11 protein-coding genes are annotated in these 11,914 nt (G+C 32.6%); 7 read left to right on the top strand and 4 right to left on the bottom strand.

The genetic code is table 11. The features are described 5' to 3' along the window. Positions 1–5 precede the first annotated feature (5 nt). The 7 genes from recN to BMY39_RS13350 all read left to right on the top strand — a co-directional run bounded on the left by recN (position 6) and on the right by BMY39_RS13350 (position 7,668). Complete coding sequence (gene recN, locus BMY39_RS13380; protein WP_092580540.1) at positions 6–1,658, top strand: DNA repair protein RecN; 1,653 nt, start codon at positions 6–8, stop codon at positions 1,656–1,658. 215 nt (positions 1,659–1,873) lie between these two features. Beyond that, on the top strand, positions 1,874–2,692 hold the full coding sequence (locus BMY39_RS13375) for an enoyl-ACP reductase FabI (RefSeq protein ID WP_092580745.1): 819 nt from the start codon (positions 1,874–1,876) through the stop codon (positions 2,690–2,692). A gap of 63 nt (positions 2,693–2,755) precedes the next feature. Next, positions 2,756–3,763: a glycosyltransferase family 2 protein gene (locus BMY39_RS13370; protein WP_092580538.1), complete on the top strand. Its 1,008-nt coding sequence runs from the start codon at positions 2,756–2,758 to the stop codon at positions 3,761–3,763. Beyond that, the gene (locus BMY39_RS13365; protein WP_245738290.1) at positions 3,760–4,725 is read left to right on the top strand and encodes a CdaR family protein; all 966 of its coding nucleotides are present in this window, start codon (positions 3,760–3,762) and stop codon (positions 4,723–4,725) included. The genes BMY39_RS13370 and BMY39_RS13365 overlap by 4 nt, the downstream gene beginning before the upstream one ends. Further along, positions 4,722–5,309 (top strand): dephospho-CoA kinase, encoded by a 588-nt coding sequence (gene coaE / locus BMY39_RS13360; RefSeq protein WP_092580536.1) that lies wholly within the window; start codon positions 4,722–4,724, stop codon positions 5,307–5,309. The genes BMY39_RS13365 and coaE overlap by 4 nt, the downstream gene beginning before the upstream one ends. A 77-nt stretch (positions 5,310–5,386) precedes the next feature. Continuing rightward, a complete protein-coding gene (locus BMY39_RS13355) occupies positions 5,387–6,958 on the top strand; it encodes a sensor histidine kinase (protein ID WP_177176608.1) in 1,572 nt (523 codons plus the stop codon). A 5-nt stretch (positions 6,959–6,963) separates the two neighbouring features. Further along, on the top strand, positions 6,964–7,668 hold the full coding sequence (locus tag BMY39_RS13350; protein ID WP_092580534.1) for a response regulator transcription factor: 705 nt from the start codon (positions 6,964–6,966) through the stop codon (positions 7,666–7,668). A gap of 50 nt (positions 7,669–7,718) precedes the next feature. Here BMY39_RS13350 and BMY39_RS13345 read toward each other — a convergent pair whose 3' ends face one another. The 4 genes from BMY39_RS13345 to BMY39_RS13330 are packed head-to-tail and all read right to left on the bottom strand — an operon-like array spanning position 7,719 to position 11,887. Beyond that, on the bottom strand, positions 7,719–8,375 hold the full coding sequence (locus BMY39_RS13345; RefSeq protein ID WP_092580532.1) for an alpha/beta hydrolase: 657 nt from the start codon (positions 8,373–8,375) through the stop codon (positions 7,719–7,721). Positions 8,376–8,380: 5 nt separating this feature from the next. Further along, positions 8,381–8,710 (bottom strand): hypothetical protein, encoded by a 330-nt coding sequence (locus tag BMY39_RS13340; protein ID WP_092580530.1) that lies wholly within the window; start codon positions 8,708–8,710, stop codon positions 8,381–8,383. Between the two features lies 1 nt (position 8,711). Then, positions 8,712–9,965, bottom strand: a complete 1,254-nt coding sequence (locus BMY39_RS13335; protein WP_092580528.1) for a dihydroorotase — start codon at positions 9,963–9,965, stop codon at positions 8,712–8,714. After that, positions 9,962–11,887, bottom strand: a complete 1,926-nt coding sequence (locus tag BMY39_RS13330; RefSeq protein WP_092580526.1) for a BatA domain-containing protein — start codon at positions 11,885–11,887, stop codon at positions 9,962–9,964. The genes BMY39_RS13335 and BMY39_RS13330 overlap by 4 nt, the downstream gene beginning before the upstream one ends. Between the last annotated feature and the right edge of the window lie 27 nt (positions 11,888–11,914).

The raw sequence follows: 11,914 nt of genomic DNA, 5'->3' as shown, positions 1-11,914 counted from the left end.
ACAGCATGCTAACATCACTCACCATTAAAAACTATGCATTAATAGACCATCTTCAGGTAAATTTTAATGATGGCTTTACAATTATTACAGGTGAAACCGGTGCCGGAAAATCTATTTTACTGGGTGGTTTATCCTTAATTCTGGGTAAACGTGCCGATTTAAGTAGTTTGAAGGATGATTCTATAAAATGTGTTATTGAAGCTGTTTTTAATATTTCAAATTATAATCTACAACCTCTTTTTAAGTCTGAAGATTTAGATTATGATGAGCAAACCATCATACGGAGAGAGATTTTACCATCAGGAAAATCAAGAGCGTTTATAAATGATTCTCCAGTAAACCTTAATAGCTTGCAATTGCTTGGAGAAAGGTTAATTGATATACATTCCCAACATCAAACATTACAATTAACACAAAATGATTTTCAGTTTCAGGTAATTGATGCACTAGCACAAAATGAAGGAGAGGTTGATACTTTTAGTAAAACTTTAAAGCATTATAAGTGTTTAAACGCAGAGTTGAGCGAACTCCAAACACTAAAGTCAGAAGCCATAAAGGAGCACGATTATAATTCGTTTTTATTGAATGAATTAGTTGAAGCAAATTTGGTGGATGGTGAATTGGAATTATTAGAAGAGGAGTATGAAATGTTGAACAATGTTGAGGATATCAAAGCACGATTATCGGAAGCATATCAATTATTGAGCGATGAACAAATAGGTGCAATCACTACAATTACCAATTTAAAAAGCACGTTTCAGAAACTGTCTGATGTATCAAATAAATACCAGGATTTGTACGAGCGTATCAATAGTTGTTTGATAGAAATTGATGATATTTTTAATGAAGTTGAAGGGCTACAAGAAGACATTGAGGCAGACCCTAACAGATTAGAAGCTGTAAATTCAAAATTACAAATACTCAACAATCTTTTACAAAAGCATCAGGTTGCTACAGTTTTAGAGTTAATTGATATTAGAGAAGCTTTAACCGAAAAAGTTGTGGTTACCGAGAATTTAGATACCACAATTCAAAATAAGGAAGAAGCCATAGCTAAAGAAAAGAAAGCTTTAGATAATATGGCTAGTGTAATTCATGAAAAGCGAAGTAAAGCCATTCCAAATCTGATTAGTAAACTACAATCCATATTGATAGATTTAGGTATGCCCAATGCACAATTTAAGATTGAATTATCACATACGGAAGTTTACTTTGCTAATGGAAAAGATGAATTATTATTCTTGTTTTCAGCAAATAAAGGTGGCAATTTTAGTGAATTGAAGAAAGCAGCTTCAGGAGGCGAATTGTCTCGAATTATGTTAGCGATTAAACTCATTTTATCTAATTACACACAACTTCCAACTATTATGTTTGATGAAATAGATACCGGTGTATCGGGTGAAATTTCAAATAAAATGGGCGACATCATGTTGCAGATGAGTAAGAATATGCAAGTGTTTTCAATAACCCATTTGCCACAAATTGCAGCAAAAGGGCACTCTCACTTTAAAGTGTATAAAGAAGATGTGAATAACGTAACCCAAACCAATTTGGTAAAGTTAAATCACGATGAGCGTATTGTGGAAATTGCCCAAATGCTAGGGGGTTCAGAATTGTCAACCTCTGCAATTGCACACGCTAAAGAATTACTTAATTAAAAACAAGAAAATTTATGTCAGTTTGAGTGATTCAATTTTTTTTGAATCGTATCGAAAACAAATAAATTTTCGGAATAAAATGCTTCTCGATACTAAATTCTGTTAGAATTTAACTCGAAGTGACATGTTGTAATGAAAACATTCGATATAAAGTTGAAAGTTTAGTACTTTTGGCGTATGAAATTATAATAGAAACTATAATACTAACTAACACTATGGCTTATAATTTACTAAAAGGGAAAAAAGGAATCATTTTTGGAGCATTAGATTCAAATTCTATCGCTTGGAAAACTGCAGAACGTGTGCACGAAGAAGGAGGGCAGTTTGTATTAACCAATGCACCCGTTGCGATGCGCATGGGACAAATTAATGAATTAGCTAAAAAAACGGGTTCTGAAATTATACCTGCGGATGCAACTTCAGAAGAAGATTTACAAAATTTGATTGAAAAATCTATGCAGATTTTAGGTGGTAAAATCGATTTTGTACTGCATTCTATTGGTATGTCCATTAACGTTAGAAAAGGAAAACATTATACAGACCAAAATTACGCCTGGACACAAAAAGGAACTGATGTTTCTGCAATGTCGTTCCATAAAGTAATGCAAACCCTTTATAAGGCAGATGCCATGAATGAGTGGGGAAGTATTGTTGCTTTATCATATATGGCGGCGCAACGTGTTTTTCCAGATTATAATGATATGGCCGATAATAAGGCATATTTAGAGAGTATTGCTCGTAGCTTTGGTTATTTCTTTGGTAGAGATAAAAAGGTTCGTGTGAATACAATTTCGCAATCGCCAACCCCAACTACAGCAGGAAGCGGTGTAAAAGGTTTTGATGGTTTTATTTCTTACGCTGAAAAAATGTCACCACTAGGTAACGCCACAGCAATGGATTGTGCTAACTATACCGTTACATTATTTAGCGATTTAACGAAGCGCGTAACGTTACAAAACCTATATAACGATGGCGGTTTTAGTAATATGGGCGTGAGTGATGCGGTTATGAGCGAGTTTATGGGAGACCAATAAAATTTTAAAAGATAGATACAAAAGCCACCTTTAAAACGGTGGCTTTTTTGTTACTTTTGTTTTATGCAATTACAGTATTCATTTATTATCCCTGTGTACAATCGTCCTGATGAAGTAGAAGAGTTATTGGCAAGTTTTAAGGCCATGGAAACTAAATTAGAGTATGAAATTGTAATTGTTGAAGATGGTTCTACTGAAACTTCTAAAGAAGTTGTTGAAAAATATACATCTGATTTAGATATATCCTATTTTTTTAAAGAGAATACTGGTCCAGGTGATTCTAGAAACTATGGTATGCAGCACGCTAAAGGCAATTACTTTATTATTTTGGATAGTGATGTCATTATGCCTACTAATTATCTAGATGAGGTAGATAAAAGCTTAAAAACAGAATATGTGGATTGTTTTGGAGGTCCCGACGCCGCTCATGAGTCTTTTACAGATTTACAAAAGGCGATTAACTTTGCGATGACCTCCTTTATTACCACGGGAGGTATTAGAGGAAACAAAAACGCTGTAGATAAATTTCAACCAAGAAGTTTCAATATGGGAATTTCAAAAAAAGCGTTTGAGGCATCTAAGGGTTTTGGTAGGATTCATCCGGGGGAAGACCCAGATTTATCTATTCGACTTTTGAATTTGGGCTTTAAAACAAAATTAATACCCGATGCTATTGTATATCACAAACGACGTATTTCGTGGCGGAAATTTCAACAACAAGTACGCAAGTTTGGTTTGGTGCGTCCTATTTTAAATAAATGGCATCCAAGTACTAAGAAATTAACATATTGGTTTCCAAGCCTATTTATCATAGGTTTTGATGTGTCTATAATACTTGCCTTATGTGGTTTTACTTGGTTATTGGGTTTATATGGGTTATATTTTGTTATGGCTTTTTTATCGGCGCTTTATACTACAAAAAGCTTAAAAGTTGCAATTATGGCAGTGTGGGCTATAGGCGTACAGTTTTTTGGATATGGGACCGGTTTTTTAGAATCCACGTTTGCTATTAGTTTTCAAAAGAAAGATCCTGAAACTTATTTTCCTAAATTATTCTTCAAACTAAAATGATAAAAAAACTGAAATCGGAATTATTGACTTCCATTAAGAATAAACGTCTTAATGTGTTTTTGCTATTTCTGTTTTCAGCATTCGTAATCTTAATTTTCACAAAACTTTCAAAAGATTACACCAATACCATAAGCTTCAATGTTGAAAAATTAAATGTACCGCAGGATAAGATTATCTTAAATGATTCTAGCCATAAACTAGCTATAACACTTAAAACACATGGCTTTAAATGGTTGAAATATTATTTTTCAAAACCTAAAGTGAGTATAGATTTTTCTAATGAGGTGTATAAAAAGAACAATACTTTTGTGTATGCGAAATCGGTATCTTATTTAAATGAAAAGAAACCTTTTCAGAATGAGGTTATACTTTTAAATATTACGCCAGATACACTTCTTTTTAATTTTGATACTAATTTGGTGAAAAAAGTGCCTGTAAGTATAGATGCGGCTATTTCTTTTGCGCCCGGTTTTGATGTTGTAAATAATTATGAGGTTATGCCAGACTCAATAACTGTAGTGGGGCCACACGAGTTGGTTCAGAATATACACTCAGTAAAAACTCAACCTATAGTTATAAATGATGTTAAGGCAGATATAACGATGGTAACAAAATTAGAGGTGAATAAGCACAATGGAGACCTAATATTTTCATTTGAAGAAGTAAATTTTACCGCTAAAGTTGGAAAGTTTACTGAAGGTACGGTTACAATACCGATACAAATAGTAAACTTACCAGAAGATATTTCAATTAAATACTTTCCTAAAGAGGTAAAGGTTACGTATTACACGAGTTTAGAAAACTTTAATAACATAGCTCCAAGTGATTTTAAAGTGAAGTGCGATTACAATAAATTAACTGAAAATCAATCGGTACTTATACCAGAAATTACAAAAAGCCCCAAAGGTGTTAAGAATATAAAACTAAACCAAAAACACATAGAGTTTATTATTTTAAAATGACAGTAGTTGGCTTAACAGGAGGAATTGGTAGTGGAAAAACCACTGTAGCGAAAGTATTTCAAGCTTTGGGTATTCCAGTTTACATTGCTGATGACGAAGCTAAAAAACTGATGAATCGTTCGAAGGTTATCAAACGAAAACTAATAGCGCTTTTTGGTGAAAATGCCTATGTTGATGATAAACTTAACAGACCTTTTTTGGCTGATATCATTTTTAATGATAAAACCTATTTAGAACAGATGAATACTATTGTGCATCCAAGAGTAGCACGACATTTTGAAAAATGGTTGAAGAAACAACATGCGCCATACGTTATTAAGGAAGTTGCTATTTTATTTGAGAATGGAGGCCATAAAAAGTGCGATTATGTAATTACTGTAACTGCGCCTAAAGCACTTAGAATTAAGCGCCTTTTAAAGCGTGAAACTACTTCAAAAGAAAAGATAGAAGCCGTTATGAAAAACCAATGGAGTGATAGTGAAAAGCTTAAGCTTTCTGATTTTGTGATAGTGAATAAAACCTTAGAAAACACAGAGCTTCAGGTGAAAAAGGTACATGCACAAATTCTTAAAAAGATAGCATAATACTTTAATTTTAACATTTTTGTTAATGTAAGGTTAAATGATAAGTTGGCTAAATGTTAAAATGTTAATTTTGGGTAATGAGCAAAAAAGTATTCGTTCTATCGATTGTTTTAATGAGTCTATCGCTTGTAGGAATAATTTTTGTTCAAGCATATTTCATTAATGATGCTTACGAAAATGAAAAAGCACGTTTTAAATTCAATGTAAAAAGTGCTCTAAGTTATGTTTCTAATGCGATTGAACAAAACGAACTTGATAATTATTTTGAGCGTTTTCAGGAGTTAGATAGTGAAAAGAAAAAAGATTCTGCTGCTGTTTCTCAATTATTTATTTATCAAAGAAACAATAGCACAAAAGACATGCTTATTTATAAAAGTGATGTTTTAGAAGAAAACTATAAGTTATCTTCATCGCTCTTTGACATTGGTTTAGATAGTATTGATATTACACGTATTATTAGTAATTCTGAGATGCAGGTTATTGATGGATCTGGTTTTTCAGATAAAGACGTTAATAAATCACCTATTTTAAAAATTGTGAATAGTGGTGTTTTAAAAGAAGCTGAACGAAATTCTTTTAATAAGAATTTTAAAGCTTATGCAAAGACAATACCTGTTCACAAAAGGGTTTCAAAAGACGAAGTTGCAGATTTATTGTTTTCAAAACTACAACAAAACGGAATAGAAATAGATTTTGAGTTTGCTATTTATAGTAGGGACCTAGCTACTAAGGTGTATAGTGATGGTTTTGAAAAAACCGAGACATCAACGTATAGTATTCCAATTTTTTATGATGAAAACAATCAGAGTAATTATAAGTTGTTGGTTAATTTTCCAGGAGATAATAAGTTTATCTTTTCTACAATATTAGGAATGGTTTTATTATCAATCGTATTTACGTCTATTATAATCATTGCATATTCTAGTGCCTTGTTCCAATTAATAAAACAACGGAAGATTTCGCAAATAAAAACGGATTTTATTAATAATATGACCCATGAGTTTAAAACACCTATAGCTACCATTAATTTAGCTTTAGATGCTATTAAAAATCCTAAAATTATTGACGATAGAGATAAAGTATTACGTTATCTTAGAATGATAAGAGAAGAGAATAAGCGCATGCATGCACAGGTTGAAAACGTATTAAGAATATCTAAACTAGAAAAGAATGAATTAAATATTAGTAAGGACAGGGTAGATTTGCACGACTTAGTAGAAGATGCTGTAACCCATGTGGAATTGATTGTTGAGGACAGAAAGGGTTACATTAAAACACATTTAGAAGCGGAACAAACCTCTGTTTTAGCTAATGATACGCATTTTACAAATGTAATTGTAAATATTCTGGATAATGCTATAAAGTACTCACCAGAAGCTCCAAAAATAGATGTGTATACTGAAAATGTGGGTACTAATGTTTTATTAAAAATTAAAGATCAAGGTAGCGGTATGAGTAAAGCGGCTGCCAAACGTGTTTTCGAAAAATTTTATAGAGAACATACAGGAGATATACACAACGTTAAAGGCCATGGTTTAGGTTTGGCTTATGTAAAGCGTATTGTTGATGACCACCAGGGCTTCGTGTCAGTAGAAAGTGAAAAAGGTAAAGGAAGTACTTTTACAGTAAGACTTCCCTTAATATCATAAAAATTATGGAAGAACAAAACAAGAAAATTTTATTAGTTGAAGATGACCCAAATTTTGGGACGGTACTTAGGGATTATTTAATGATGAACGATTATGATGTAGTACATGCCAAAAATGGTATGGAAGGTTTTGAAAAATTTAAAAAAGACGATTACGATTTATGTATTTTAGACGTGATGATGCCTTATAAAGATGGGTTTACTTTAGCGAAAGAAATTCGCGAAAAAAATACAGATGTTCCTATTGTATTCTTAACTGCTAAGGCTATGAAAGAAGACGTACTTAAGGGATATAAAGTTGGTGCAGACGATTATTTGAATAAGCCTTTTGATAGTGAGGTACTTCTCATGAAAATTAAGGCAATTATGCAACGTAAAGCTACTGAAACGATTGCGGACAGTAAGCAATTTGAATTTGAAATAGGTCGTTTTCACTTAAACTCAAAACTACGTTTTTTACGTTTCGATGGAGGAGAACCAGTTAAATTATCTCCAAAGGAAAATGAGTTATTGCGTTTGCTGGCATTACACGAAAACGATTTGATGCCTCGTGAATTGGCCTTAACTAAAATTTGGAGAGACGATAATTACTTTACATCTAGAAGTATGGATGTATATATTGCCAAATTGCGTAAATATTTAAAACCTGATGAAAAAGTAGAGATATTAAATATTCACGGCGAAGGATTTAGATTGGTGGTGAATAGTTAATTACTGCATGCATAAATTAAAAAAAGGTTTAGCATATGCTAAACCTTTTTTTATATACGGTTGTTCAGCCATTCTTTAAACTCATAAAAGTTTTGTGGTGCTACACCGTGGCCTACAGGAAATTCAGAATAGGTGTTTTTTATGTTTAGTGAGTTTAAAAAAGGCTGGGTTTCTCTTGCCCAATCAGGCGGGATTACCTGATCTACACTTCCATGAGAGCAATAAAAATCTAAATGCGAATAATCTTTATCATCTAAATTTTCTGGTAATATATCTTTATTTACATAACCGCTAAGTGCTACAATATTTTTAACTTTTTCAGGATAGGTTAAGGCTACGGCATAACTTAAAATACTTCCTTGGCTAAAGCCTAAAAGCGTGACACTATTTTTATTAATGGCATAAACATTGGAAACTTCGTCAATAAATTTAGCAATTAACTCTACTGACGATTGTGCTTGCTCGTTATCATTCCATTTACCTTTTTCAGCATCAAAATTAATAGCATACCATGCGTTTCCGAAGGGTTGCATACTGTAAGGTGCTCTAGCAGAAATAATTAATAACTCTTCAGGAAGTTCGCTCGCAAAAGAAAATAAATCGTTTTCATCACTGCCATAGCCATGTAACATGATGATCAAAGGAGCATTCGTTTTTAAAGTAGAAGGTTTTACAACAAAATCAAGAGATAAGGATGTATTTAGCATATTGATTAACCTACGTTTGAAAAAATTCTTTGAAAAAAGTCGCCTACTAAAGGCACAGATTGGGTTTTTCCACTAACTACATTTATCAAGGCATATACAACGAGTATAGTAAAACACAGATAAAATGATGAAGTAATCATCCAGCTGTCAAAAGAACTCGCTACAAATGCAAATAAATGGAACATAATCCATAAGCCTAACGATTGTCTAACGTTGAAGCTTATAAATGGATTCTTCTTATCATTGTTCATAAAATAGGCAATAATGATGCCTATAATACCCAAATAACTCACAATGGATAAACCTTTACCTTCTTGAATATCTTGTTGTGTCATCTTATTTTAAAACTACAGTATTGTTTGCTATAATGCCATAAACATTTCCTTTTAAGGTTTGATTTTTAAAAATGGCATTTTTTGATTTAGAATATATGTGCTCTTCTGTAAATGTATATTTTGAATTCGGGTTAAAAAGCGTGGCATTAATTTTCTCCCCAATTGCTATCGATGTTTCTAATATCCCAAACCGTTGTTTTCCTTTTGTAAGGATGTCAATGGTTTTCTTCAAGGTGAATTTTTGTTGTAAAGCACCAAATGCGCTTTCTAAACCAATAGTACCATAAGCTGCATGGTCAAACTCTACCTTTTTCAACTCAATATCTAATGGGTTATGATCGCTTGTTACCATATCGATAGTACCATCTTTAACACCTTCAACTAAAGCATCAATATCATCTTGTGTGCGTAAAGGTGGTTTTACCTTAAAATCAGTATCAAAGTCTGTCAAACGTTCGTCTGTAAAGTAAAGGTTATGGATAGCTACACTACAACTTACATCTAGTTTTTTAGCTTTGGCCTCGCGAATTAAAGCAACACTTTTAGCCGTTGAAATAGTAGGTATATGCAACTTACCGCCTGTGTATTCCAATAAAAATAAATCTCTGGCTACCTGCAGTTCTTCCGCTAAAGCGGGGTTGCCTTTTAAGCCCAAGGATGTGCTGGTAACGTTTTCGTTCATTACACCGTTTCCAGAAATCTTGTTTTCTTGAGGAAAAGAACACACTAGCCCGTTAAAGTTACTGGCATATTGCAGTGCAATTTTTAAGAGATTGGGGTTTGATAAAGGTTTCTTATAGTCATAAAATGCAACAGCTCCAGCGTTTTTCATATCAAACAATTCTGCTAGATCGGTACTTTCACTTCCTTTGGTAAGCGCTCCAATAGGTAATACCTTAACCGCCTTGTTTGAAGCTTTTGATTTTACGAAAGACACATCGGAACTCGTATCGATTATTGGATGGGTATTAGGGTTTAAAGCTACAGAAGTAAAACCAGATAAGGCTGCGGTTTTAATACCATTATCTATGGTTTCACGCTCTTCAAACCCTGGTTCTCCAAAGGCGACACTGCTATCAAACCAGCCCGAGGAAATATGTAGATTGTCGAATGAAACTTCTTTGTGTTTTTTAGGGTTTTTAAGGTTGGAACCAATTTTGGTAATTAATCCGCCTTCAACTAAAATATCTTGGGTAGTGTTATGAAAATCACTTTTAGAATCAAGAATTGTAGCAGATTTTATAAGTATGTTCATTTAAAATATTTTAAGATGAGCATTTCCGTTAGCAACAGAATTAATGCAAAAATAACAAACCATTTCCACAAGGCATTAACTTTGCCCTCACTTTTTAATGTGCTGAACAACTCAGCCACAGAATTACTTACTGTTATTCCAGTTAAATTATCTAGATTCTGGTAAGTTAAATCGCTCTCATCTCTATTAAAATTGTAACTCACGTTTTTTATTGGAGTTTCACCGTTCATCACATTAAAGATGCCGGCATTAACGGGAATATCACCGGTAGTTACAATCACTTTATTATTAAAAACCTGCTGTTTTGGTATAATGTTTTCGCGTTCATGTTTTAAGGTTAACACGCCATCTTGTTGTAAGTTAGTCTTAACTTCAAAGCTATTGGAAGCCCCAATGTTATAGTACAAATTGGGCACTTTATAGCTGTTTTTCGCAATATTATAAAGTGTTGGCACAATTAACGGTGAACTTTTAAAATTTGAATTTGTACTGCTTAGTGCTGCGGTAAAAAGATACAAGTTTGCATTACCTGTTAAAAAAGGTTTGTTATCTTCAAAAGAAAGAATAGAAGTAAATGCTTTGGAACTTAAATTAAAAAATGAATTTACTTTTGGATACTGAAAATTGGTGATACGCTTTTCAAAAACGCCATTGTTGTACAGCGGATGGCTATAATTTATTGTTGTAACTCGTTTTTCGTTAGAAATTTTTGCCTGAAAACCTAATCTGTAATTGGACAGTAGCGTATTGTACGAAGTAATAATGGTATTATTAGAAGGTATTATCAAAACAGTACCACCATTAGATGTAAATGATTTTAAAACTGTACTTAACGCATTTGGGATAGTCTCTAACTCGTTGAGTATAATTAAATCTTGGTCGTTAATGCGATTATAGTCTAAGGTGTTTAGTGTATAACTACTAAATTGAAACTCATCATTGGTATAAATACGTTTTAAAAAATCCGTGTCAACGCTACTTATAGCCAAAACGTTTATTTTATCACTGGCATTTATATTAAAGTATAGTGTATTGTCAAACTGCAAATGGGTATCGTTAATTGTTAGCGTTCCGTTTATAATCTCATTTGCAGGCAAATCAAAGCTAACTGTTGCCTTATCTTCAATCTTTGTTGAGGTTTTTGCTATAAGATTGTTGTTGTTTAAAAGTGAAACGGGCAGGTTTTCAATCGGGTTTCCACTATTTTTTAATACTACTGATAGTTCTAATTTTGTAGGATTTGAGTTTGAAATATATGCTGAATCTATAGCAGTGTTCTGCGTGCTGACCGGATTTAATTTTACAGCATAATAGTTTACGGCAGAATCATTTTCTGGATTAAAAAGGTCTTTTTTCTGTTGAAAATCAGAGATATAAATTAAATTTTTTAGAGTGTTTGCCTCTTTACTGAAAAGATTTTTACTTTTAAGCAAAGCCGTTTTGTACAACATACTATTTGAAGCATAATCAAGCTGCAACATACTATTTTTTATAGCACTTAACGTGGTGTTCTTAAAAGTTTGTGAATTGGTAAGAATAGAGATATTCTCATTTTCAGGTGTATTTGCTATAATATCCTGTAAAGCGCGTTTTAGTAGTACACCTTTTTCTCCTTTAGCTTGCATGCTAAATGAATTATCTAAGAAAATAACGGTCTCTGTCTTTTTGTTAAGCGTATTATTTTTTGAGAAATAGGGTTGAGTAAATGCAAAAATAATAGCAGCAAAAAGCAGTAATCTTGTAATTAATGTTAACCATTTTTTTAGCTGTGAACTTTTACGTGTTTGTATAGCTACATTTTTTAAAAAAGCCACATTGGTAAAAGGCACTTTTTTAAATTTACGAAGCTGAAATAAATGAACAATTATGGGAATTACCAGTAAAAATAAAGCGTAAAGAAGTTCAGGATATTTAAACTGCATTTATGTTTTTAGTTTATCAAACCTACG

Source organism: Hyunsoonleella jejuensis, from assembly GCF_900111025.1.
Classification (GTDB): Bacteria; Bacteroidota; Bacteroidia; order Flavobacteriales; family Flavobacteriaceae; genus Jejuia; species Jejuia jejuensis.
This window is presented reverse-complemented; position numbering and strand designations above follow the sequence as displayed.

Coding starts and splice junctions, on each gene's coding strand:
- recN (WP_092580540.1), top strand. CDS start 6: ATGCTAACATCACTCACCATTAAAAACTATGCATTAATAGACCATCTT.
- BMY39_RS13375 (WP_092580745.1), top strand. CDS start 1,874: ATGGCTTATAATTTACTAAAAGGGAAAAAAGGAATCATTTTTGGAGCA.
- BMY39_RS13370 (WP_092580538.1), top strand. CDS start 2,756: ATGCAATTACAGTATTCATTTATTATCCCTGTGTACAATCGTCCTGAT.
- BMY39_RS13365 (WP_245738290.1), top strand. CDS start 3,760: ATGATAAAAAAACTGAAATCGGAATTATTGACTTCCATTAAGAATAAA.
- coaE (WP_092580536.1), top strand. CDS start 4,722: ATGACAGTAGTTGGCTTAACAGGAGGAATTGGTAGTGGAAAAACCACT.
- BMY39_RS13355 (WP_177176608.1), top strand. CDS start 5,387: ATGAGCAAAAAAGTATTCGTTCTATCGATTGTTTTAATGAGTCTATCG.
- BMY39_RS13350 (WP_092580534.1), top strand. CDS start 6,964: ATGGAAGAACAAAACAAGAAAATTTTATTAGTTGAAGATGACCCAAAT.
- BMY39_RS13345 (WP_092580532.1), bottom strand. CDS start 8,375: ATGCTAAATACATCCTTATCTCTTGATTTTGTTGTAAAACCTTCTACT.
- BMY39_RS13340 (WP_092580530.1), bottom strand. CDS start 8,710: ATGACACAACAAGATATTCAAGAAGGTAAAGGTTTATCCATTGTGAGT.
- BMY39_RS13335 (WP_092580528.1), bottom strand. CDS start 9,965: ATGAACATACTTATAAAATCTGCTACAATTCTTGATTCTAAAAGTGAT.
- BMY39_RS13330 (WP_092580526.1), bottom strand. CDS start 11,887: ATGCAGTTTAAATATCCTGAACTTCTTTACGCTTTATTTTTACTGGTA.